Origin of the sequence: Limnohabitans lacus, assembly GCF_030053395.1 — a bacterium.
GTDB classification, from domain to species: domain Bacteria; phylum Pseudomonadota; class Gammaproteobacteria; order Burkholderiales; family Burkholderiaceae_C; genus Limnohabitans_A; species Limnohabitans_A lacus.
On record NZ_JASGBH010000010.1, the window covers coordinates 46,144 to 70,477 of the forward strand.

The window sequence follows — 24,334 nt, forward strand, 5'->3', positions numbered from 1 at the left end:
AGCATGGCGAGCGCCACCCGCATCGGCCTGGACCAGGTTCGCGCGCAATTGCGCCAACCGCGTTCGCAGCTCAAAGGCCGTCAGGCCTCCGAAGAGGCGCGCGTCGAGGTGCGCGCCCTGATCGGTGAACCACCCGCCAATGGTCATCGCCGTGACCTGCTGATCGAGCACCTGCACAAACTGAACGACCATTTCCATGGGTTGTTCGAGCGCCACATTGTGGCGCTGGCCGCAGAGATGCGGCTGTCCGTGGTCGAGGTGTTCGAGGTCGCATCGTTCTACCACCACTTCGAAATCTTGAAAGACAGCGAAGCCGCCCCGCACATCACCGTGCGGGTCTGCGACAGCTTGAGCTGCAGCTTGGCCGGTAGCGACAGCTTGCTGCGCCAATTGCAAAACGATTTGCTGGACGTGAAGGTCGTGCCCGTGCCTTGCCTGGGCCGCTGCGAGCAGGCTCCGGCCGCGCAGGTCGGTCAGCAGGCTGTGGCGCATGCCACCGCTGAATCTGTCGCCCAGCGGGTGGACCAAAACCACACCGCGCCCAATCATTTACCCGACGCCATTGGCATGGAGGCTTACCTGCAAGCTGGAGGCTACCAATTGGCCAAGCAAGTGGCCTCGGGCCAGCGCGATGCCGAATCTGTGATCCAGGTCTTGGAGTCCTCGGGCTTGCGGGGTTTGGGCGGTGCGGGTTTCCCAGCCGGGCGCAAATGGCGCATCGTGCGCAGCCAACCCGGCCCGCGCCTGATGGCCGTGAACATCGACGAGGGCGAGCCCGGCACCTTCAAAGACCGCACCTGTTTGGAAGCCGACCCGCACCGTTTTTTGGAAGGTGTCTTGATCGCCGCCAATGTGGTGGGCTGCGAGGCGGTTTACATCTACCTGCGTGACGAGTACCACGAAGCGCGTGTGCTGCTCACGCAAGCTTTGGCCGATCTGCAAGCCCAGCCGCCTTGCGCCTTGCCGCGCATCGAGCTGCGCCGTGGCGCGGGCGCTTACATTTGCGGCGAAGAGTCCGCCATGATCGAGAGCATCGAAGGCAAACGCGGTGAGCCGCGCCTGCGCCCGCCCTACATCGCCGAGGTCGGTCTGTTCGGTCGCTCCACGCTGGAGCACAATTTCGAGACCCTGTACTGGGTTCGCGAACTACTGGAGCAAGGCGCTGACAGCTTTGCATCGCACGGCCGCCACGGCCGCCAAGGCCTGCGCCGTTTCAGTGTCAGCGGGCGCGTGAAGCACCCGGGCGTGAAACTCGCACCTGCGGGCATCACCCTGCGCGAACTGGTCGATGAACACTGCGGCGGCATGGCCGAGGGGCACACGCTGTATGCCTACCTGCCCGGTGGCGCCAGTGGTGGCATCTTGCCCGAGCGTTTGGCCGATGTGCCGCTGGACTTTGACACGCTACAGCCTTATGGCTGCTTCATCGGTTCGGCGGCTGTGATGGTGCTGAGCCAACACGACAGCGCCCGCGAAGCGGCGCTGAACGTGATGCGGTTTTTTGCGCATGAGAGCTGCGGCCAATGCACGCCTTGTCGTGTGGGCACCGACAAAGCCGCGCAGCTCATGAGCGCTGAAGTCTGGGATGCCGACACTTTGCAAGATCTGGCGCAGGTCATGGGCGATGCATCCATCTGCGGCTTGGGGCAAGCCGCACCCAACCCGATCCGTTGTGTGCTGGATTACTTTCCGCACGAAGTGGGGGCGGCATGAACACGATTCAATTCACGCTGAATGGCCAAAGCATTGAAGCGCCCGTCGGAAAAAGCATCTTCAACATCGCCCAAGAATTGGGCATTGCCATCCCGCACCTGTGCCACAAAGAAGGCTTGGCACCTGACGGCAACTGCCGCGCTTGTGTCGTCGAAATTGATGGTGAACGCACCTTGGCCCCCAGCTGCTGCCGCAGCGCCACGCCCGGCATGCAGGTGCAGACGAACAGCGAGCGCGCCGTCAAAAGCCAAAAGATGGTGCTGGAAATGCTGCTGGCCGACCTGCCCGAGCAGGGCCACAAATGGCTGGACGATCGGGCCGAAGCCCCGCATGGCGAGCTGAGCCAATGGGCCGAACACCACGGCGTGCAGGTGCGCCCGCAACTGGCCGCGCTCAAACGTGAGGCCGTGCCCGCCGACCTGTCGCATCCGGCCATGGCCGTGAATCTGGATGCCTGCATCCAATGCAACCGCTGCGAACGGGCCTGCCGCGACTTGCAGGTCAACGATGTGATCGGCCTGGCTTTTCGCGGTGCGCACACGCAGGTGGTGTTTGATCTGGCCGACCCGATGGGTGGCAGCTCGTGTGTGGGCTGCGGCGAATGTGTACAGGCCTGCCCCACAGGCGCGCTCATGCCCAAGAGCCACATGGGGCCGCAAAAGGTGGACCGCCAAGTCGATTCCGTGTGTCCGTTTTGCGGCGTGGGGTGCCTGGTCACTTATCAGGTGCGCGATGAAAAGATCATCAGCGTCAAGGGCCGCGAAGGCCCCGCCAACGAAGGGCGCTTGTGCGTCAAGGGCCGCTTTGGCATGGACTACATCCACAGCCCCGACCGGATCACGCAACCGCTGATTCGCAAAGAGGGCGTGGCCAAAGACCTCGAGCTGATGGACGGGCACACCGACTGGCGCGAAGTCTTCCGCGAAGCAACCTGGCAAGAAGCCCTTGATCTGGCGACCCAGCCACTCAATGCCTTGCGTCACCAACATGGCCCCAAGTCGCTCGCCGGTTTCGGCTCGGCCAAAGGCAGCAACGAAGAAGCCTATTTGTTCCAGAAGCTGGTGCGGACCGGCTTTGGCAGCAACAACGTGGACCACTGCACACGCCTGTGCCACGCGTCCAGCGTCGCGGCTTTGCTCGAAGGCGTGGGCTCGGGGGCCGTGAGCAACCCGGTGCGCGATGTCGAGCATTCAGACCTCATCATCGTCATCGGCTCCAACCCCACGGCCAATCACCCGGTGGCTGCCACCTGGATGAAGAACGCCGCCCAACGCGGCACACGCATCGTGCTGGCCGATCCGCGCATCACCGACATCGGGCGTCACGCTTGGCGTACCCTGCCGTTCAAGGCCGACACCGATGTGGCGCTGCTCAACGCCATGCTCCACGTCATCGTGACGGAGAACTTGTGCGACGAAAGTTTCTTGCGCGATCGTGCCGACAACGTGGCCGAACTCAAAGCCCATGTGCAGGACTACACACCCGAAGCCATGAGTGCGGTGTGCGGCATTCCCGCAGACACCATCCGTGAAGTGGCGCGGGCCTATGCCAGCGCCAAGGCCGCCATGATTTTGTGGGGCATGGGTGTGAGCCAGCATGTGCACGGCACCGACAACGTGCGTTGTCTGATCGCCCTGGCCAGCATCACTGGCCAGATCGGCCGTCCCGGTACCGGCCTGCACCCGCTGCGCGGCCAAAACAACGTGCAAGGCGCCAGCGACGCGGGCCTGATCCCGATGATGTACCCCAACTACCAGCGTGTGAGCGACAAGTCGGCGCATGACTGGTTCGAGAAATTCTGGGACACGAAGCTGGACGACCAGCCCGGTTACACCGTGGTCGAGATCATGAACAAGGCACTCGCGCCTGACACTGACCCGCACAAGGTGCGCGGCATGTACATCATGGGTGAGAACCCGGCCATGAGCGACCCGGACCTCAACCATGCCCGCCACGCGCTGGCCAGCTTGCAGCACCTGGTGGTGCAAGACATTTTCTTGACCGAAACCGCATGGCTGGCCGATGTGCTGCTGCCTGCCAGCGCCTGGCCCGAAAAAACCGGCACGGTCAGCAACACCGACCGCACGGTGCAGATGGGCCGTCAGGCCGTGCTGCCGCCGGGCGATGCGAAACCCGATTTGTGGATCATCCAGCAGATCGCCGAACGCATGGGCCTGAACTGGCTGTATGCGGGCGAACACGATGGTGTGGCCGAGGTTTATGAAGAAATGCGCCAGGCCATGGCCCCAACCATTGGCGGCATCGACTGGGCACGGCTCAATGCGGGCTCGGTGACTTACCCCTGCGTGAATGCCGAAGACCCGGGTCAGCCCATCGTCTTCCATGACCATTTCCCGACGAAAGACGGCCGTGTCTGGCTGGTGCCCGCCGAGCTCATCTCAGCGGCCGAGCGGCCCGATGCCGACTACCCCTTTGTGCTCATCACCGGCCGTCAGCTGGAGCATTGGCACACCGGCAGCATGACCCGACGCGCCACGGTGCTCGATGCGCTGGAGCCCGCAGCCACCGCGTCCATGTGCGGGGCCGACCTGCGCCGTTTGGGCTTGCAAGCGGGACAGACGGTGCGCGTCGCCTCGCGCCGAGGGGCCATTGAGCTGCAGCTGCGCTGCGACGAGGGCACGCCGGTGGGCACCGTCTTTGTGCCCTTTGCCTATGTGGAGGCGGCAGCCAATGAGTTGACCCACGCAGCGCTTGACCCCTTTGGCAAGATCCCTGAGTTCAAATACTGCGCGGTGCAAATCCAGGCCCTGACCTTGACCGCATAATCAGCGGCAAGAAATAAGCACTCGGCCTTGGCCGAGTGGTGCACACGACGGGCCAAGGAGACATTTTGAAAATCGATGTGCAAACCATCTTTTGGGTGGATGCATTTTTGTACCTGATGCTGCACGTGGCGCTCTGGTATGGTCTGGCACGTTTTCGCAGCCGTGTGGCGGTCATGTGGAGTGTCTCGGGCATCATGAGTGCGCTGAGCTTGTGCGTGCTGGGCAGTCGGGGCCTGATGGCCACCGACCTGATTGTGGTGTGGGGTCAGCTGCTCATGGGGCTGGGCAATTGGGGCCGACAAGTGGCTTTGCGCTCCATCGATGGGCCCGCCGATGCGCGCTGGCTGTGGCTGTCGGGTCTGGCGAACGTCGCGTTTTTGGCGCTGAGCTACAGCCTGCATTTTTCGGGCGTTCCCGAAAGCACCCTCATGGTGTTGTTTTACTCTTTTTACGCCATCAATTGTCTGGAGTATTACGGCTCAGGTCGCCGCATGGCACAAAGCCACGACAGCATAGGCGCCACCTCGATCCGTTGGGCGGGCTTGGTTTTGTCGGGGTCTTTGGGCATCAAGGCCTTGGCCATGATGACGGGCTTCGGCTCGGACGACTTGTACCAAGCTTCGTGGGACCACGTCGTGGTCTTCGCCGGGCAATTCACGGGGATCATCCTGCTCACCGTGGGCTTCATGCAGTTGTTCATCGACAAGGCGCACCGTCAAAAAATCGCGACCCAGGCGCAGCTGGCCCGAGAACAAGAACACACCGCCTTGGCCGAGCAACATTCACAGGCCCTGTCGCGTTTGCTGGCCGAGCGCGAAGAGATCATTCGCCAGCTGACCTTGTCCAACAAAAGTGCGGGCATGGGGGCCTTGGTGGCCAGCTTTGCACATGAATTGAACCAACCCTTGGCGGCCACTTTGTTGCATGCCGAGTTGATCCAGTCTCAGATCAAAAAATTACACGTGGGTGCGGGGCCTGCCGATTTGCCCCTTGTTGATGCGGTGGCCGGTCACATCGTGAGCGACACCCAAAGGGCTGGCGACATCATCCGCAAATTGCGCAACCTGTTTCGCATGAGCAAGGGCGAATTTGCCAAACTGGACTTCAAGCAATTGGTGCTGGACGTGCTGGACATCGTGCAAGTCAAGATGGTGCATCAGAAGGTGCGCATCTTCACCACCTTTGACGATGGTTTTCGCCTGACGGGTGATGCCACCCAGTTGCAGCAAGTGGTCCTCAATCTGGTGAGCAATGCCATCGATGCACTGCGCGACATCGAGCACCGTGAACGGCTGCTGCAAATCCGCGGCATCGTGACGCAGGGTTTTATCGAGTTGGAAATCGAAGACAACGGCACCGGCATTGCCTTGGACAAACAAATCGAAGTGTTCAGTCTTTTCAAGAGCACCAAGTTCGATGGCATGGGCGTGGGTTTGTGGCTCAGTCAGTCCATCGTCGAATCTCATGGCGGCACCCTGACCTTTTTAAGCCGACCCGGTCAAGGATCGGTCTTCACCTTGCGATTGCCCTCGACGGAATATGTCTTGAAAGACTGAGCGACAATCCGCTGATGTCTGATTCGCCACAAGTCCAAGTCTCCGTGCTCATGCGCCGCGAACCGGTGCAGGGTCCCATGGCGCGCTGGCAAAGCCATCGCTGGGTGCTGGACGATGTGGTCCTGCACGAAGCAGGTTTTGGCGACGAGGTGCGTTGCCTGCGCGAGACTGAAGACCATGCGCAATGGCTTTTCCCCAACTGGTCCGTGGCCTTGTTTCCCGATGACGCTGAGGGTTATTGGCTCAATGCCACCTCGCCCACACCTTGCTGGTTTGTGATGTGGCGCATGATTGATCACGAAGGCCATGCCCCACGCGCCGAGCCGCAAGCCGTCAGCTTGAGCTACCACGATGCAGGGCGCTGGCTGGATGCGCAAGAAACCGTCGAGACCATCCCAGCGCCTGCCGATGTGGTGCAGTGGGCCTTGGCTTTTGCCCAGCACCACTACGTGCCCGAAGTCAAAAAACGCCAACGCCCGCAAAGCTTTCGCGGCCTGACCGACCGCTTTGGCCAACCGGCATCGGTGAGCACCACCGACAAGCGCAAAGGCGGCGCAGGGCAGGGCGCATGAGCGATCACTTTTTCAGCCGCTGGTCACGCCGCAAACAAGAAGCCGCTCAAGGCCTGCCCCTCCCAGAGCCCGAGACTGTGGGCCGTCACAACGCCAACGCACCACCGAAAGCGGTGCCCGAGCCGGTGCCTGCACCAGCAGTCCCTGAGGCGCCCCTGCCCACTCTTGCAGATGCACAAGCCCTCACGCCTGAATCGGAGTTTGGCGCGTTCATGCGCCAAGGCGTGCCTGCCGATGTGCGCAACCTGGCCGTCAAAAAACTGTTTGCCGATCCGCATTTCAACGTGATGGATGGCTTGGACATTTACATCGGTGACTACACCATCGCCGACCCTTTGCCGGCGGGCATGCTCGAAAAAATGGTCAGTGCCCAGGCCATGAAGTTGGTGCCTGAAATCATTGAGCCCCGCCCCACGTCAGGGTCTTTGCTCGAGGAAAACCCTGAGTTGCACGCGCCGGACATGCAAAGCCCCTCGCTTGTGGCACAGTCTGCGCCATTGCCAGTCAATTCGACTGAGCCCGATCTGCTCCCAAGCGAACATGACAACCCTGATTTGCAATTGCAACCAAACCATGCCCCTGCAGGCCCAGAAGCTGGGCCAGGCGCTGGGTGAAGACTTCATTCTCCACACCACACTGTGCCGCCGCGAAGCCGGCGAATTCCAACGTGCCGTGAAAAGCGGTCAGCCCGTGGTGGTGGCCTGTACCCAAGAAAAGCGTTTGTTCACCGAGCTGGCCGAGCAGACCGAAGGCGCCAGCTCGCCGATCCGCTTTGTCAACATCCGCGAGACGGGTGGCTGGAGCGCAGAAGCCGCTCACGCCACCCCCAAGATGGCCGCCTTGCTGGCCGCAGCGCGTTTGCCCGAACCCGAGCCGGTGCCCACCGTCACCTACAAAAGCGAAGGCCGCTTGCTGATCTTGGGGCCCATCGATGTTGCAGAACGGGCGGCGGCCTTGCTGGCCGATGCGATGCAAGTGACGATCTGGGCCCAAGGCGCAGGCCAGGCGGGTGGCGCACAAGAGCGCCGTTACCCAGTCATGGCTGGGCGCTTGCAAAGCTTGAGTGGATGGCTGGGTGCTTTCGATGTGCGCTGGGATGCCAGCAACCCGATCGACCTGGACCTGTGCACCCGCTGCAACGCGTGTGTGGCCGCCTGCCCCGAGCAGGCCATTGGGCTGGACTACCAAATCGACCTGTCGCGCTGCACCTCGCACCGCGATTGCGTCAAAGCCTGCGACGCCGTCGGGGCCATCAACTTCATGCGCGAGCCCCAAACGCAAAGCGCCCGCTTCGATGTGGTGCTGGACCTGCGCGGTGCCAACGCTTCACCCACCTTCACGTCGCATGCTCTGCCGCAAGGCTATTTCCGCTGGGACGGGCAGGACCTGAAAACCTTGCTCCAGCTGCGCGAGATGGTGGGCGAGTTTGAAAAGCCCCGCTTTTTTGCCTACAAGCAAAAGCTCTGCGCCCACAGCCGCAACGAACAAGTCGGCTGCAATGCCTGCGTGGACATCTGCTCGGCCGAGGCCATCAGCTCGGACAAGTCGCGCCAGCAAATCAAGGTCAACCCCAACCTGTGCGTGGGTTGCGGGGCCTGCACCACAGCCTGCCCCACAGGGGCTTTGACCTATGCCTACCCGCGCCCCTCAGAGCAGGGCGAAAAAATCCGCACGCTTGTGAGTGCCTACCAAGCGGCCGGCGGCCGCGATGCCGCCCTCTTGCTGCACAGCCAAGACAAGGGCCAGGCGATGCTTGACGAGTTGGGCCGCGGTGCACAACTGAAAGTCATGCAAGGCGTGCCCGCCCGTGTGATGCCGGTGGCCCTGTGGCACACCGCCAGCGTGGGTCTGGAGTTGTGGCTTTCGTGCGTGGCCTATGGTGCACGGCAGGTGCTGGTCATGCTGACCGACGAAGAAGCACCGCAGTACAAAATCGCCTTGCAAGAACAAATGGCCGTGGCCCAAAGCCTCTTGAACGGCTTGGGCTACGAAGGCTTGCACTTTGAGTTGTTGCAAGTGGGCAGCGCCGCCTCGCTCGATGCCGATTTGCAGCGCCTGTCAGGCCGTGCGGTCAAAGCGCCAGCCGGTCCGGCAGCTGCAGCCCGCCATGCGGTGCAGGCTGAAAAGCGCAGCAACCTCGAGTTGGCGCTGGACCACCTGATGGCCCATGCGCCGGTCAAGGCGCAGGCCTCGCCACCTGCAGCCATCGCCTTGCCGTCGGCGGGCTCGCCTTTGGGCACCATCACCGTCGATGGCAGCAAATGCACCTTGTGCATGAGCTGTGTGGGCGCTTGCCCTTCATCGGCTTTGCAAGACAACCCGCAGCAACCCGAGATCAAGTTCATCGAAAAGAACTGCGTGCAGTGTGGCCTGTGTGCCAAAACCTGCCCCGAAAACGCCATCAGCTTGCAGTCGCGTTTCTCGCTTTTGCCCGATCGCACCCAAGCCCGCGTGATGCACAACAGCCCGCCTTATGGCTGCGTGCGCTGCGGCAAGCCCTTTGGCACTGTCAAGGCCATCGAGACCATGCTGGGCCGACTGGCGGGACACAGCATGTTCCAGGGCCCGGCATTGGAGCGACTGAAGATGTGCGGCGACTGCCGCGTGGTGGACATGTTCACCGATGAAAACCAGGTCCGCATGGCGGGCGACAAACCCCTGAATTGATTGGCCATGAGCTCTGAATTGCATTTGTCCCCAGCCAGCCGATCGCTGGACGAAGAAACCGCGCGTGCCGAAATTTACGGTCTGCTTTCCGCGCTTTATTACCAAGCACCTTCGCCTGAATTGCTGTCACAACTTCGGGTGGCCGTGACCGAGGCGCCCAATGCCGGGGCTTTTCTCGAAGAGTCTTGGCGAGAGCTCGTGGCATCGGCGCGCGATTTGAGTCAGCCGCAGCTGGCGGCCGAGTACACCGCTTTGTTCGGGGGGGTGGGCAAGCCCGAGGTGTACCTGTTCGGGTCCCATTACCTGAGCGGTTTTTTGAATGAAAAACCGCTGGTCAAGTTGCGTGACGATTTGGCCGCACTGGGTTTGGGTCGCAGCGACGACATGTCCGAGACCGAGGACCACGTGGCCTATGTGCTGGAAGTGATGCGGTTTTTGATTGCAGGTGAAGACGTGTCGGTCTCTAACCTGAGCCATCAGCAAGCCTTTTTCTCGCAGCACCTGCAGCCTTGGGTGTCGCAGTTGTGTCAGGTCTTGATGCAGCATCCGCAAGCCCATTTCTATGCCCGTGTGGCCGCTTTCACAGAGGCTTTCCTGAGCGTGGAAGTGCAGGGCTTTGATTTGATGGCCTGATTGAAAAAAACTACAAAGCCTGTTGAGAAATAAGACGGGCCTTTCGCGGGTTTGTACTTAGCTGCATTGGAAATCGGCATTCAATAATGAAACGACCGGGCCGCACGCATGGCTTGGAAGTTTCACAACGAATGGAGATTCATCTTGACAGACAACCAAACCCCACGCCGCCGTAACCTGCTCAAAGGCGCAGCCATTGCCGCTGGTGCCATGTCCGCGCCCATGATCGCCACAGCCCAGACCGGCCCGATCAACATGCGTTGGCAGAGCACTTGGCCTGCCAAAGACATTTTCCACGAGTACGCGCTCGACTACGCCAAAAAAGTCAACGACATGACCGGCGGCGATCTGAAGATCGAAGTCTTGCCTGCTGGCGCCGTGGTGCCCGCTTTCGGTTTGCTCGAAGCTGTGTCCAAAGGCACTTTGGACGGTGGTCATGGTGTGTTGGGCTACCACTACGGCAAGCAAAACGCTTTGGCCCTGTGGAACTCGGGTCCTGCTTTCGGCATGGATGCCAACATGATCTTGGCTTGGCACAAATACGGTGGTGGCGCTGAGCTGCTGGCCAAGTTGTACGCCTCCATCGGCGGCAACGTGCAGTCTTTCTTGTACGGCCCCATGTCCACCCAGCCACTGGGTTGGTTCAAAAAGCCGATCACCAAATCGGCTGACTTCAAGGGCTTGAAGTTCCGTACCAACGGTCTGGCCATTGACCTGTTCACCGCCATGGGTGCTGCCGTGAACGCACTGCCAGGCGGCGAGATCGTCCCTGCGATGGACCGTGGCCTGCTGGACGGCGCTGAGTTCAACAACGCCACCTCTGACCGCATTTTGGGCTTCCCTGACGTCTCCAAGGTCTGCATGCTGCAAAGCTACCACCAGAGCGCCGAGACCTTCGAGATCATGTTCAACAAAACCAAGTACGACGCTTTGCCTGCCAAGCTGAAGGCCGTGATCGCTGGCGCCACCGAAGCGGCGTCTGCTGACATGTCTTGGAAAGCTGTAGATCGTTACTCCAAGGACTACGTGGAATTGCAAACCAAAGACAAGGTCAAGTTCTACAAAACCCCTGACGCGATCTTGCAAGAGCAGCTGAAAATTTGGTCTGAAATCCTCGAGAAGAAGTCTGCTGAGAACCCACTGTTCAAGGAAATCGTGGCTTCGCAAAAAGCATTCGCAGCACGTGCTGTGAAGTGGGACCAAGACACCAACATCAGCCGCCGCATGGCCGTGAACCACTTCTTCGGCGCCAAAAAGGCCTGATTTTTTAAGTTGAGCCTCCCCATCAGCCATCCGGCAACACCGGATGGCTGATTTATTTATGTGATTGACTTATGCAGAATTTATTGCTTTTCATCGACAGGGTCAGCACCTGGATTGGCCAGTTTTTTTCTTGGCTCATCGTTGCTTTGACGCTCATGATTTCGTGGGAGGTTTTCTCCCGTTATGCGCTGGACGATCCCCACCCGTGGGCATTTGATGTGATGAGCATGATGTACGGGTCGCTCTTCATGATGGCCGGTGCTTACACCCTGTCTAAAAATGGCCATGTGCGCGGTGACGTGTTGTACGGATTTTTTCCACCTCGCGTGCAAGCCTGGTTTGACCTCATTTTGTACATTCTTTTCTTCATTCCAGGTGTCGTGGCGTTGGCTTACGCTGGCTACGGTTTTGCCGCTGAATCCTGGGCCATCAACGAGCATTCCAACATCACGGCCAACGGGCCGCCGGTGTACCCCTTCAAGACCATCTTGCCCATCGCGGGTGCATTCCTGTTGGCTCAGGGCTTGGTGGAAATCGTCCGTTGCATTGTTTGCATCAAGCAAGGTGAATGGCCATCGCGTGGTGATGATGTGGACGAAGTCGATGTTGAAAAACTCAAAGAAATGGTCAACGTCAAAGACGAAGACATCGCCAAGCTGGATGTGCTGGTGACAGCAGGCAAGGGAACTCACAAATGAAAAAAGAAGTCTGGTTCGGCCTGACGATCATGGCCTTGGTCGTGTTGTCGGCCTTTGTTTTGTTGCCTGCACCTTCTGAGATGACCAATGGTCACTTGGGCTTGTTGATGCTGGCTTTGGTGGTGGTGGCGATCATGTTGGGGTTTCCAACGGCTTTCACCTTGATGGGCATGGGCATGATCTTTGCGTGGATCGCCTACAAAAGCCAAAACCCTGATTTGGCGGTTCAGCAAACCCTTGACCTGATGGTGCAGCGGGCTTATTCGGTCATGTCCAATGACGTGCTGATCTCGATCCCCTTGTTTGTGTTCATGGGTTACCTCATCGAACGTGCCAACCTGATCGAGAAATTGTTCAAGAGCATGCACCTGGCCATGGCCCGCGTGCCGGGCTCCTTGGCCGTTGCAACCATCGTGACCTGTGCCATCTTTGCCACGGCCACCGGCATTGTGGGCGCTGTGGTGACGCTGATGGGCTTGTTGGCCTTGCCCGCCATGCTGCGCGCAGGTTACAGCGTGCAGCTGTCGGCAGGTGCCATCACCGCTGGGGGCTGTTTGGGTATTTTGATTCCGCCGTCGGTCATGTTGATTGTGTACGGCGCAACCGCGGGTGTGTCGGTGGTCAAGTTGTACGCCGGTGCGTTTTTCCCAGGCTTGATGCTGGCCACTTTGTATGTGTTGTACGTCGTGGTCATCGCCAAGATCAAACCGAGCATGGCTCCTCCCATGTCGGCTGAAGACCGCATCGTGCCTTTGCCTGCCTTTGCACAAGTGGTGTCCAAAGAAGTCAGCAGCAATGTTTTGCCAGGCCTGATCGGTGCCATCAAAGGCAAGCGCAATGCGGCTGTGCCGATGCGTGAGTTGCTCAACCATTTGGGCATTGCCTTGTTGCCTGCTTTGGCGGTGGCTTTGATCATGGGCACGATCTACCTCAAAGTGACTGCACCTTTGCCGCCCGAAACCGTCGAAGGTGTGGTGGCCATGGGCGGTGAGCTGGCAGATTCGGCTGAGACTTCAGAAGAGGGTGACAACGTCAGCGGCTTGGCTGAACCCGAAGCCGAAGGTTTGAAACCCCCACCGGGTACGGCCGAAGTGGCCAAGGCCGATGCGGTGACGGCTGCAGAGCCTGCCAAAGACGCTGCACCTGCCGCGGTCAGTGCATCGGCAGAAAGTCCAGTCAGCCCCGCAGAACGCGAGCCTGCGCCAACGTCGTTTTGGATTGCCCTGGCCAGCTGCGCTGTGGCACTGGCCATCTTCTACGCCTATTTCAGCTTTGTTCGTCTGGAAATTTTCAAGATGCTGTTGGGGTCTTTCTTCCCCTTGGCGCTGATGATTTTGGCGGTGCTGGGCACCATCGTGTTTGGATTGGCCACGCCCACCGAGGCGGCTGCTATGGGTTCGTTGGGCGGTTTGTTGCTGGCTGCAGCGTACCGACGTCTGAACTATGTGGTGCTGCGCGAGTCGGTCTACCTGACGGCCAAAACCAGCGCCATGGTGTGTTGGTTGTTCGTAGGCTCCAGCATCTTTTCTGCGGCGTTTGCGTTGCTGGGTGGTCAGGAGATCATCAACACTTGGGTGCTGGGCATGGACCTGACCCCGGTGCAGTTCATGATCCTGGCGCAAGTGGTCATCTTCTTGCTGGGCTGGCCATTGGAGTGGACAGAGATCATCGTGATTTTCATGCCGATTTTCATCCCTTTGTTGCCTCACTTTGGCATCGACCCGCTGTTCTTTGGTTTGTTGGTGGCTTTGAACTTGCAGACTGCTTTCCTGAGTCCACCCGTGGCCATGGCGGCGTTCTACTTGAAGGGTGTGAGCCCACCGCATGTCACCTTGAACCAGATCTTCGCCGGCATGCTGCCTTTCATGGCCATCCAAGTCTTCGCGATCGTCTTGTTGTACGTTTTCCCCGCCATCGGTATGTGGTTGCCTGAAGTGTTGTACAAATGATCTGATTGTGAAAAAGTCAGTTAGCCAGAGCGCGCAGCATGAACATGCTGCGCGTTTTTTTCAGACTCGAGGCGTGATTTGAGTTCTGTAGGCGACTGCTTGTAAGGGTTTCTACTTTGAGAAACTGGATCAAGTTGGCTACCATTTGGCCTATGCAAAACAGTGCCTAAGTTGGGCTGGGTTTTCGTGTAACTTTTCTGGAGTCTTTCATGTCTTCCAAAACTTCTCATCTTTCTCGCCGCAGCATGTTTGCAGGCGCGGCCACCGTTGGTGCTGTGGCCGCGGCCAGCAGCGTCTTGCCGGGCGTGATTCAAAAACAATTGCCCGCGACAAACGCCTTGCCCAAGCCCGAGCGCGGTGGTGGATACACGCTGAGCGAACACGTTCAGCAGTATTACAAGACCACCCGTATCTGATCTATCAAATCCCCCAACTGGAGACCTCGATGTTGTTGACCAAAAAGTCCAGCACCGCAGCCGGTGCCGATTCTTCCCCCTTCATCCACAGCTTGCGCCGCGGTTTGTCGCAAGCGCTGCCTACTTTGGACCGCCGCAGCTTTTTGCGCCGTTCGGGTCTGGGCGTCGGCGTGGGCCTGGCCGCTTCGCAACTGAGCCTTGTGCAAAAAGCCCATGCGGCCGCTGGTGTGGACAACATCGGCAAAGGCAAGGTCGAAGTCAAGCGCACCGTGTGCACCCACTGTTCGGTCGGTTGCGCCGTCGATGCCGTGGTTGAAAACGGCGTTTGGGTTCGCCAAGAAGCCGTGTTCGATTCGCCCATCAATTTGGGCGCCCATTGCGCCAAGGGCGCTGCTTTGCGCGAGCACGGCCACGGCGAATACCGCCTGCGCTACCCGATGAAGCTGGTCAACGGCAAATACGAGCGCATCAGCTGGGACACAGCACTGACCGAGATCAGCGCCAAGATGCTGGAGCTGAAAAAAGCCAGTGGCCCTGACAGCGTCTACTTTGTGGGCTCTTCCAAGCACAACAACGAACAAGCCTATTTGCTGCGCAAGTTTGTGAGCTTCTGGGGCACCAACAACTGCGACCACCAGGCCCGCATTTGCCACTCCACCACCGTGGCCGGTGTGGCCAACACATGGGGCTACGGCGCCATGACCAACTCGTACAACGACATGCAAAACAGCAAGGTCGCTTTGTACATCGGCTCCAATGCCGCAGAAGCCCACCCCGTGTCCATGCTGCACATGCTCCATGCCAAGGAAAACGGCTGCAAGATGATCGTGGTCGATCCACGCTTCACCCGCACCGCCGCCAAGGCCGATGAGTTCGTGCGCATCCGCTCGGGCACCGACATTCCTTTCCTGTTCGGTGTGCTGTACCACATCTTCAAGAACGGCTGGGAAGACAAAAAATACATCAACGACCGCGTGTACGGCATGGACGCCGTCAAGGCCGATGTCATGGCCAAGTGGACACCCGACAAAGTGGAAGAAGCTTGCGGAGTGAAAGAAGAGCAAGTCTTCAAGATCGCCAAGATGCTGCATGAGAACAACCCCGGCACCATCGTCTGGTGCATGGGTCAGACCCAGCACACCATCGGCAATGCCATCGTGCGTGCATCGTGCATCTTGCAATTGGCCTTGGGCAACGTCGGTAAGACCGGCGGCGGCACCAACATCTTCCGTGGCCACGACAACGTGCAAGGCGCAACCGACGTCGGCCCCAACCCCGACTCGCTGCCCGGCTACTACGGTCTGGCCGAAGGCTCGTGGAAGCACTTTGCCAACGCGTGGGGCGTGGACTTCGAGTGGATCAAAAAGCAATTCGCCAGCCCCGCCATGATGGGTAAAAACGGCATCACCGTTTCCCGCTGGATCGACGGTGTCCTTGAAAAGAACGAACTGATCGACCAAGACAGCAACCTGCGCGGCGTCTTCTATTGGGGCCATGCCCCCAACTCACAGACCCGTGGCCTGGAGATGAAACGCGCCATGGACAAGTTGGACTTGTTGGTGGTGGTAGATCCCTACCCATCGGCCACTGCCGCCATGGCAGCCATGCCCGGCAAAGCCGAAGACCTCAACCCCAACCGTGCTGTGTACTTGCTGCCTGCTGCCACGCAGTTCGAGACCAGTGGTTCCTGCACCGCGTCCAACCGCTCTTTGCAGTGGCGCGAGAAGGTCATCGACCCGCTGTGGGAGAGCCGCTCTGACCACATGATCATGCATCAGCTGGCCGGCAAACTGGGCTTTGCAACAGAACTGTCCAAAAACTACAAGATGCAAAAAGTCAAAGGCATGGACGAGCCCGTGCCCGAAGACATCCTGCGTGAGATCAACAAGTGCGTCTGGACCATTGGTTACACCGGCCAAAGTCCCGAGCGCCTGAAGGCGCACATGAAGAACATGCATGTGTTCGATGTGAAGACCCTGAAGGCCAAAGGCGGGAAAGACAAAGAAACCGGCTACGACTTTGGTGGTGACTACTTCGGCCTGCCTTGGCCTTGCTATGGCACACCCGAGCTCAAGCACCCCGGTTCGCCCAACCTGTACGACACCTCCAAACACGTCATGGACGGCGGCGGCAACTTCCGCGCCAACTTCGGTGTGGAGCGCGAAGGCAAAAGCTTGCTGTCTGAAGATGGCTCGCACTCCAAAGGCGCGGACATCACCACGGGCTATCCAGAGCTTGACCACATCCTGCTGAAAAAGCTGGGCTGGTGGGACGAGTTGACCGATGCTGAAAAAGCCAAGGCCGAAGGCAAGAACTGGAAGACCGACAGCTCAGGCGGCATGATCCGTGTGTTCATGCAAAACCATGGCTGCCACCCCTTTGGCAATGCCAAGGCGCGTGCCGTGGTCTGGAACTTCCCCGATCCCATCCCGCAGCACCGCGAGCCGCTGTATGGCACCCGCCCAGACATGATGGCCAAGTACCCCACGCACGACGACAAGAAAGCTTTCTGGCGTCTGCCCACCCTGTACAAAACCGTGCAGGACAAAAACATCGCCGACAAGGCGCACGAGAAGTTCCCGCTCATCCTCACCTCTGGCCGCTTGGTCGAGTACGAAGGCGGCGGCGAAGAAACCCGCTCCAACCCTTGGCTGGCCGAACTGCAGCAAGAAGCCTATGTCGAGATCAACCCCAAGACGGCGGCCGATCGCAGCATTCGCAATGGCGACCGCGTCTGGTTGCTCGGCGCCACCGGGGCCCGTTTGAACGTCCAAGCCATGGTGACAGAGCGCGTGGACAGCGGCACGGTGTGGATGCCTTTCCACTTCTCAGGTCGCTGGCAAGGCGCCGACATGCTGGCTTATTACCCCAAGGGTGCAGCCCCTGTGGTGCGTGGCGAAGCGGTCAACACCGCCACCACCTACGGTTATGACAGCGTCACCATGATGCAAGAGACCAAGACCACCATCTGCAACATCGAGAAGGCTTGAGGAGAACACGATGGCACGAATGAAATTCATCTGTGATGCCGAGCGCTGCATCGAATGCAACGGCTGCGTCACCGCTTGCAAAAACGAACATGAAGTCCCATGGGGTGTGAACCGCCGCCGTGTGGTCACACTCAACGACGGTGTGCCTGGCGAGAAGTCCATCTCGGTGGCTTGCATGCACTGCTCTGACGCGCCTTGCATGGCCGTTTGCCCCGTCAACTGTTTTTACAAGACCGACGAAGGCGTGGTCTTGCACGACAAAGACGTCTGCATCGGCTGCGGCTACTGCTCGTATGCTTGCCCCTTTGGCGCGCCACAGTTCCCAGGTCAAGGCACCTTTGGTGTGCGCGGCAAGATGGACAAGTGCACCTTCTGCGCCGGCGGCCCCGAAGAGCATGGCAGCCAAGCCGAGTTCGACAAATACGGTCGCAACCGCCTTGCCGAAGGCAAGCTGCCTGCATGTGCCGAGATGTGCTCGACCAAGGCTTTGCTGGCCGGTGACGGCGACGTGGTCTCTGACATTTTCCGCAGCCGCGTGGTCCAGCGTGGCAAGGGCGCTGAAGTCTGGGGCTGGGGCACCGCCTACGGCACAGCCGCCAAGCAAGGAGCCTGATCATGCAACGCACATTGGTTTCTGCCACATTGGTGAGCGCTGCATTGGCTTTGTCGGCCTGCGGCGAAAAACCACAAGACAAAATGGGCATCCGCAGCGATCAACCTGCGCAAGCAGGCACCGGTGTGGCCGCCTTCACCGAGCCAGGTTGGAAGGCTGGCGACCACGACAGTTGGTCCAACCACCTCAAGGCCCGTGCCAATTACGGCATGAACGATCACCAACGCGCTCCCAAGTGAGCGCATGAGGAGCCGATCATGCGTCGCTTGATCATCACTTTGGGTCTGGGCTTGTTGGCCTTGGGCGCTGCGGCCCAAACGGCAGCCCCAGCACCGGCAGCCGAGGGTATGGGCGTTAAAAGCGCCAACATCTTCCAAGTCGCACCCAGCGCCGATACCGATCCGAAATACAAACACCAGAGCAATGCCGAGCGTGCTCAGGTCCAGCCCGGCAACAACGCGCCCATGTGGCGTCAGGTGGGGCAGGGCGTGACGGGTTACAGCAGCTTGCCGGCGAGCGAAGCCCCTGAAGCCGGCAATTTGATTCAGAAATTTGTGCAGTACCCCGGCTCGCGTTTGACCAACGCCGGTGAAGCTTGGCGCCAGGTGCGTAACCAGTACCTGATCCCCTACGGCGGTTCGCTGATCTTGATCGTGCTGGGCGCGATTGCGCTGTTTTACTGGCGCAAAGGCACCATCGAATTGCATGGTCAGGAGACCGGCCGCAAGATCGAGCGCTTCACGCCTTTTGAGCGCTCGGCCCACTGGGCCAATGCGATCGCGTTTTGCGCCTTGGCCATCTCGGGCATCGTTATGGCCTTTGGCAAGTTTTTCATCTTGCCTGTCATCGGCACGGCCTTGTTTGGCTGGCTGACGTATGCGCTGAAAAACATCCACAACTTTGCAGGCCCGCTGTTTGCGGTGTCCTTGGTGATCGTCATCGTGACCTTTGTGCGCGACAACATCCCCAGCAAAGAAGACTTGACCTGGATCCTCAAAGGCGGTGGTTTGGTGTCGGGTACCGAAGTGCCTTCGCACCGATTTAACGCCGGTGAAAAAATCCTGTTCTGGTCGGGTGTGTTCTTCCTCGGTCTGGTGGTGGTGGCTTCGGGCTTGGTGCTCGACAATCTGATCCCTGGCTTGGTCTATGAGCGCGCCACCATGCAGATCAGCCACATGGTGCACGCTGTGGCCACTTTCTTGATGATGGCGATGTTCTTGGGACACATCTACATGGGTACCATCGGCATGCGCGGCGCCTACAGCGCCATGCGCGAAGGCTATGTGGACGAGACCTGGGCCAAAGAACACCACGAGCTTTGGTACGACGACATCAAAGCCGGCAAGATCCCGGCCCAACGCACGCCCCCCACAGCGGCAGCACCGGCTGCCACCTCCAAGGCCGCATCGGCTTGAACAGGAGCAAAACCATGAAAAAGACCCTGCTTGTTTTGTCCGCGCTGGCCCTGAGCTTTGGCGCTGTTGCCAAACTGCCCGCACCCAGCGACGAAGCCAAGGCCAAGGCCGCCGAAGCGGCTGCCAAAACTGCCCACGGCAACAAAGTGGCCGACTTCCAGCTGTGCAAGTCGCGAGAAAAAGTCGCGGCCCACTACTACAAGACGGCCAAAACGACCGGTGCCAAAACCAACCCACCCACCGCGACACCCGCTTGTGTGGACCCAGGTGCTTACAAGCCAGCCGAGCAAGCAGCGGCCCCCGCAGCCCCTGCCGCACCCGCAGCGCCTGCAGCCGCACCGGCCAAAAAAGGCTGATCTTTTTTCGAGCCCATCCCTGTTTGTCCCCCGTCCTCACCGGCGGGGGATTTTTGCGTTAGGCTCCTGCCATGCCTGCTGTTTTGACCGAATCCACCGAGGCCCCTGTGGCCCTCAAACCCCGCATCACCCAATCGCATGAGTCCCTCACGCGGACGGTGCAGGTGTGCAACGAATTTGGCGAACATTCAGACACCGCCATCCCCGCAGAGCGGGCGCTGACGATTTACCTCGACAAGAAAGAGCTCGTCACGCTGATGACCCTGGGCGCCGAGCCCGAGCACCTGGTGCTGGGCTTTTTGCGCAACCAGCGCTTGATCGACGCGGTCGAGCAGATCGAGTCCATCACGGTCGATTGGACGATCGGCGTGGGCGAAACCGGTGAACCCGGCGTGGCCGCTGTCAAAACAAGACCAGGTGCCAGACTGGCGCCGCAGCGCAGCGCAGATCGCGTGGTCACCACCGGTTGCGGCCAAGGCAGCGTCTTTGGCGATCTGATGGCCCACATCGACGAGATCGCCTTACCCGAAGCCCGCATCACCCAAGGCCAGCTGTACGGTCTGGTCAATGCCATCCGCTTGCAGGAAACCACCTACAAATCGTCTGGCTCGGTGCATGGTTGTGCCTTGTTTCAGGGCGATGAGATGCTCAAGTTTGTCGAGGATGTCGGCCGCCACAACGCGGTGGACACGATTGCGGGCTGGATGTGGATGAACGACATCAGTGGCCAAGACAAAGTGTTCTACACCACCGGTCGCCTGACCAGCGAGATGGTCATCAAGTCCGCCCAAATGGGCATCCCGGTGGTGGTCTCGCGCAGCGGCATCACCCAAATGGGGCTGGATGTGGCCAAGCGCCTGGGCCTGTGCGCCATCGGCCGCGCCACCAATAAACGCTTTTTGTGCTTCAGCGCCCCCGAGCGCCTGATTTGGCAACCCGAGCTGGTCCAAGTCAGCTGAATCGCTGAGCACGGTTCAGCGATTGGGCTGCTGACGTTCCCTCGGTGGATGCAGTCGAACGTGCCGGGTGATGGTATGGCCTTGCCAATTCCATTGGCCCTTGCCGTGATTGCAATGTGCGGTAAGGTCGCTGCATGAACTCACAAGGATGGAAACACGGACTCGCGCTGGGCGCCCGGCAGTTGTGGCGCGACCTGCGGGCTGGCGAATTGCGGCTGTTGATGCTCTCGGTGGCCTTGGCGGTGGCCGCGCTCACAGCGGTGGGTTTTTTGGCCGATCGCCTGCAAGGCGGTTTGTGGCGCGACGCGCGGCAACTGCTCGGCGGTGACGCGGTCGTGGTCAGTGACCAACGCACGCCCGAAGCCTTTGCACAGCAAGCCCGTCAGCTGGGCCTTCAAACCAACACCAACGTCAGCTTCCCCACCATGGCACGGGCCTTGCCCGAGCAGGGCGGTGCCAGTCGGCTGGTCGCCCTCAAGGCCGTGGAGCCCGGTTACCCATTGCGCGGTCGCTTGGAAGTCAGTGCCAGCCCAGTCCGCATCCCACCCGCCGGAGAGGTCTGGGTGGACCCGGCCTTGCTTGAAGCCTTGAACCTGCAAACCGGCCAGATGCTGGGCTTGGGCGATCGCCAGTTGCGCATCAGCGCCACCATCGTGCGCGAGCCCGACCGTGGCGCGGGATTCATGAACTTTGCGCCGCGTGTCATGCTCAACGCGGCCGATTTGCCCTCCACTGGACTGGTGCAACCGGCCAGCCGCGTGACCTGGCGCATGGCTGTGGCGGGGCCCCAAGCCGATGCGTTTGTGGCCTGGGCCAAGACCGAGGTCGATGCCCGCCATGTGCGCGGCGTGCAGATCGAGTCGCTGGACACCGGCCGCCCCGAAATGCGCCAGACCTTGGACCGCGCTTCGCAGTTTTTGAACTTGGTGGCCTTGTTGGCGGCATTGCTCTGTGCGGTCGCTGTGGCGCTGGCGTCGCGCAGTTTCGCCGAGCGGCAACTCGACGCCTGTGCCCTCTTGAGGGTGTTGGGTCAAAGCCAGCGCACACTCAGCTTGAGCTACGGCTTGGAGTTTTTGGGCGCAGGCCTGATCGCCAGCGCACTGGGCGTGTTGATCGGTTACGGCGTGCACCTGGGCTTTGTGCAGCTCTTGGCTGGCTTGGTCGAGACGCAACTGCCCAACGCCACCGCCTGGCCTGCCCTCATGGGCATGAGCATGGGCCTGACCTTGCTCGTGGCCTTTGGCTTGCCCCCGGTGCTGCAATTGGCCAAGGTGCCGCCCCTGCGCGTGATCCGCCGTGACCTGGGGGGCCTGCAAACCAGCTCCGTGCTGGTGCTGGCCATGGGGCTTACCGGTTTTGCCTTGACGCTGCTCATGGTCAGCCGCAGCTTGACCTTGGGGCTCATCACGGTGAGCGGCTTTGCGCTGGCCTTGCTGGTCTTTGCTGGGCTGGCGGCTTTGGCGCTGGGCTTGCTGCGCCGCACAGTGCCTGGCGAGCAAGCCCCGGCTTGGCTGCGCTTGGCCACGCGCCAGGTGGCGGCGCGGCCGGTGTTTGCGGTGGTGCAGGTCAGCGCTTTGTCGGTTGGATTGTTGGCCCTGGCTTTGCTGGTGCTGCTGCGCACCGATCTGGTGGCCAGCTGGCGACAGGCCACACCGGCCAATGCGCCCGACCGGTTTGTGATCAACGTGCAGCCCGAACAAGCGCAGGATTTTTTGGCCAGCTTGCAAGCCTCGGGTGTGTCATCGCCCGACTGGTTCCCCATGATCCGTGGGCGGCTGGTGGCCATCAACGGGCGCGAAGTGGGCCCCAACGATTTCACCGCGGACCGCGCCAAACGCTTGATCGACCGCGAGATCAACCTCTCGCACAGCGACACTTTGCCCGAACACAACCCCCTCACGGCCGGTCGCTGGGTCAGCGGCGAAGCCGATGGGCTCAGTGTCGAGCAAGGCATTGCCGAGACCCTGGGCCTCAAGCTCGGCGACACCTTGCGCTTTGACATCGCTGGGCAATCGCGCGAGGCCCGCATCACCTCGTTGCGCAAGGTGGATTGGGCGTCCATGCGGGCCAACTTTTTCATGTTGTTTCCGCAGGCGCAGATGCCCGACTTGCCTATGACCTACATGGCCGCTTTTCGCAGCCCTGAAGGTGCCAATGGTTTTGAGAACGCCTTGGTCAAGCAGTTTCCCAACATCACCAGCGTGGACATGCGCAGCACCCTGGCCCAAGTCCAGCGTGTGATGGACCAAGTCATCCGTGCGGTGGAGTATTTGTTTGGCTTTACTTTGGCGGCAGGTGTGATGGTCTTGTTGGCGGCTGTGGGCGCGAGCCGGCAGGCGCGTGAGCACGAATACGCCATCATGCGTGCGCTGGGTGCCAGCCGGCAGCTGCTGGCGCAAGTGCAGCGCACCGAGTTGTTGGGTATTGGCTGGCTGGCCGGTTTCATGGCCAGCAGCATGGCGCTGGTGGTGGGCTGGGCGCTGGCCCGCTTTGCCTTTGAATTCGCTTGGGCGCCACCACTTTGGGCGCCACTGGCCGGAGGGGCGCTGGGTGCCCTATTGGCTTGGGTGGCTGGCAGTCTGAGTCTGTCTGGGGTGCTGCGCCAGCCTGTGATGCAAACTTTGCGTGCGCTGTGAAGCGGCACAATAGCCACCTATGCAAATCGAAGAAAAACCGCCGTTCGACACGCCCTTTGAATGGATCGGCGGTGAAGACCGCGTTCGGGCTCTGGTGGACCGCTTTTATGACCTGATGGATTTGGAGCCGGCCTACGCCGCATTGCGGGCTGCGCACGGCAGCACGCTGCAAGACGCTCGAGACAAACTGAGCTGGTTTTTGTCTGGCTGGCTTGGCGGACCCGATCATTACATTGAACGTTTTGGCCACCCGCGCTTGCGCATGCGGCACATGCCCTTTTCAATCGGCATCCTCGAGCGCGACCAATGGCTCGCCTGCATGGACCAGGCCATGGGCGAAACCGGTGTCGACCCGGTCTTGCGTGAACGCTTGGTCAAAAGTTTCTTCCAGACCGCCGACTGGATGCGCAACCGTGGCGCTTGATCGCCACGCCTCAAGCACACAGGACATCTGGTGAAAATCAACTCGCTGCAAGACCTCAAAAAGGTCCAGAAACAACTGGCCGTGGCCCAAGAAAAGGCGCAGGCCGAAGCCGTTGCCCGCGCTGCAGCGGAGCGTCAGCGCGAGGCCGAAACCAAGCTGTTTGAGCGGGCGGTGGGTACAGTCAAGCGCATGCCCGAGTCGGCCAGGGCACCGGCTCCCAAAACCATCGTCGCACCTGTGGCCAAGCAGCGCCAAAAAGACGAGCAAGCTGTGCTGCGCGATGCACTCAGCGACGAGTTCGACGCCAGCACTTTGCTCGACACCGATGAAATGCTGAGCTTTCGCCGCCCCGGCATCGGGCGCGATGTGACGCACAAACTGCGCAAAGGCGACTGGGCCATACAAGGCGAGGTCGATTTGCACGGCCTGCGCACCGAGGAGGCGCGTGTGGCTTTGGCCGAATTCATCCGCAATGCCCATCGCCATGGCCTGCGTTGCCTGCGCGTGGTGCACGGCAAAGGTCTGGGCTCACCCGGCAAGACGCCGGTGCTCAAGTCCAAGGTGCACAGCTGGCTGGTGCAAAAAAACCAGGTCATGGCCTTTGTGCAAGCCAAACCCGCTGAGGGCGGTGCAGGCGCCTTGGTGGTGCTGCTCAAGCCTGCAGGTTGAACCACTGGATCGGCTGAGT

The 24,334-nt window shown here is 60.3% G+C and carries 20 protein-coding genes; all 20 read left to right on the forward strand.

What is annotated here, in order from left to right; genetic code table 11:
* The first annotated feature begins 3 nt into the window (after positions 1 to 3).
* The 20 genes from QLQ16_RS13255 (at position 4) to QLQ16_RS13350 (ending at position 24,315) form a co-directional block, all read left to right on the forward strand.
* On the forward strand, positions 4 to 1,713 hold the full coding sequence (locus QLQ16_RS13255) for an NADH-ubiquinone oxidoreductase-F iron-sulfur binding region domain-containing protein (protein WP_283225140.1): 1,710 nt from the start codon (positions 4 to 6) through the stop codon (positions 1,711 to 1,713).
* A complete protein-coding gene (gene fdhF / locus QLQ16_RS13260) occupies positions 1,710 to 4,499 on the forward strand; it encodes a formate dehydrogenase subunit alpha (protein ID WP_283225141.1) in 2,790 nt (929 codons plus the stop codon). Before QLQ16_RS13255 ends, fdhF begins: the two co-directional genes overlap by 4 nt.
* A gap of 65 nt (positions 4,500 to 4,564) precedes the next feature.
* Positions 4,565 to 6,055 carry a sensor histidine kinase gene (locus QLQ16_RS13265; protein ID WP_283225142.1) on the forward strand — a complete coding sequence of 497 codons (1,491 nt, stop codon included), beginning with the start codon at positions 4,565 to 4,567 and terminating at the stop codon, positions 6,053 to 6,055.
* A gap of 14 nt (positions 6,056 to 6,069) precedes the next feature.
* Positions 6,070 to 6,627 carry a DUF3305 domain-containing protein gene (locus QLQ16_RS13270; RefSeq protein WP_283225143.1) on the forward strand — a complete coding sequence of 186 codons (558 nt, stop codon included), beginning with the start codon at positions 6,070 to 6,072 and terminating at the stop codon, positions 6,625 to 6,627.
* Entirely contained in the window at positions 6,624 to 7,241 is a 618-nt protein-coding gene (locus QLQ16_RS13275; RefSeq protein ID WP_283225144.1) for a DUF3306 domain-containing protein, read from the forward strand. Before QLQ16_RS13270 ends, QLQ16_RS13275 begins: the two co-directional genes overlap by 4 nt.
* Entirely contained in the window at positions 7,201 to 9,294 is a 2,094-nt protein-coding gene (locus tag QLQ16_RS13280; protein ID WP_283225237.1) for a 4Fe-4S binding protein, read from the forward strand. Before QLQ16_RS13275 ends, QLQ16_RS13280 begins: the two co-directional genes overlap by 41 nt.
* Positions 9,295 to 9,300: 6 nt before the next feature.
* Positions 9,301 to 9,927 (forward strand): TorD/DmsD family molecular chaperone, encoded by a 627-nt coding sequence (locus QLQ16_RS13285; protein ID WP_283225145.1) that lies wholly within the window; start codon positions 9,301 to 9,303, stop codon positions 9,925 to 9,927.
* Positions 9,928 to 10,035: 108 nt separating this feature from the next.
* Positions 10,036 to 11,190 carry a TRAP transporter substrate-binding protein gene (locus QLQ16_RS13290; protein WP_431310420.1) on the forward strand — a complete coding sequence of 385 codons (1,155 nt, stop codon included), beginning with the start codon at positions 10,036 to 10,038 and terminating at the stop codon, positions 11,188 to 11,190.
* A gap of 71 nt (positions 11,191 to 11,261) precedes the next feature.
* Entirely contained in the window at positions 11,262 to 11,888 is a 627-nt protein-coding gene (locus tag QLQ16_RS13295; protein WP_283225147.1) for a TRAP transporter small permease subunit, read from the forward strand.
* Positions 11,885 to 13,837 carry a TRAP transporter large permease gene (locus tag QLQ16_RS13300; RefSeq protein ID WP_283225148.1) on the forward strand — a complete coding sequence of 651 codons (1,953 nt, stop codon included), beginning with the start codon at positions 11,885 to 11,887 and terminating at the stop codon, positions 13,835 to 13,837. The genes QLQ16_RS13295 and QLQ16_RS13300 overlap by 4 nt, the downstream gene beginning before the upstream one ends.
* A 209-nt stretch (positions 13,838 to 14,046) precedes the next feature.
* Complete coding sequence (locus QLQ16_RS13305; RefSeq protein ID WP_283225149.1) at positions 14,047 to 14,253, forward strand: formate dehydrogenase; 207 nt, start codon at positions 14,047 to 14,049, stop codon at positions 14,251 to 14,253.
* A gap of 29 nt (positions 14,254 to 14,282) precedes the next feature.
* Positions 14,283 to 17,243: a formate dehydrogenase subunit alpha gene (locus QLQ16_RS13310; protein ID WP_283225150.1), complete on the forward strand. Its 2,961-nt coding sequence runs from the start codon at positions 14,283 to 14,285 to the stop codon at positions 17,241 to 17,243.
* A 10-nt stretch (positions 17,244 to 17,253) separates the two neighbouring features.
* Complete coding sequence (gene fdh3B / locus QLQ16_RS13315) at positions 17,254 to 17,856, forward strand: formate dehydrogenase FDH3 subunit beta (RefSeq protein ID WP_283225151.1); 603 nt, start codon at positions 17,254 to 17,256, stop codon at positions 17,854 to 17,856.
* A 2-nt stretch (positions 17,857 to 17,858) separates the two neighbouring features.
* Positions 17,859 to 18,095, forward strand: a complete 237-nt coding sequence (locus tag QLQ16_RS13320) for a hypothetical protein (protein ID WP_283225152.1) — start codon at positions 17,859 to 17,861, stop codon at positions 18,093 to 18,095.
* Positions 18,096 to 18,113: 18 nt separating this feature from the next.
* Positions 18,114 to 19,271 (forward strand): formate dehydrogenase subunit gamma, encoded by a 1,158-nt coding sequence (locus tag QLQ16_RS13325; protein ID WP_283225153.1) that lies wholly within the window; start codon positions 18,114 to 18,116, stop codon positions 19,269 to 19,271.
* 14 nt (positions 19,272 to 19,285) lie between these two features.
* The gene (locus tag QLQ16_RS13330; protein WP_283225154.1) at positions 19,286 to 19,627 is read left to right on the forward strand and encodes a hypothetical protein; all 342 of its coding nucleotides are present in this window, start codon (positions 19,286 to 19,288) and stop codon (positions 19,625 to 19,627) included.
* A gap of 71 nt (positions 19,628 to 19,698) precedes the next feature.
* The gene (locus QLQ16_RS13335; RefSeq protein ID WP_283225155.1) at positions 19,699 to 20,586 is read left to right on the forward strand and encodes a formate dehydrogenase accessory sulfurtransferase FdhD; all 888 of its coding nucleotides are present in this window, start codon (positions 19,699 to 19,701) and stop codon (positions 20,584 to 20,586) included.
* Positions 20,587 to 20,720: 134 nt separating this feature from the next.
* A complete protein-coding gene (locus tag QLQ16_RS13340) occupies positions 20,721 to 23,222 on the forward strand; it encodes an ABC transporter permease (RefSeq protein WP_283225156.1) in 2,502 nt (833 codons plus the stop codon).
* Between the two features lie 19 nt (positions 23,223 to 23,241).
* Positions 23,242 to 23,646: a group II truncated hemoglobin gene (locus tag QLQ16_RS13345; protein WP_283225157.1), complete on the forward strand. Its 405-nt coding sequence runs from the start codon at positions 23,242 to 23,244 to the stop codon at positions 23,644 to 23,646.
* A gap of 30 nt (positions 23,647 to 23,676) precedes the next feature.
* On the forward strand, positions 23,677 to 24,315 hold the full coding sequence (locus tag QLQ16_RS13350) for a Smr/MutS family protein (protein ID WP_283225158.1): 639 nt from the start codon (positions 23,677 to 23,679) through the stop codon (positions 24,313 to 24,315).
* Positions 24,316 to 24,334 lie beyond the last annotated feature (19 nt).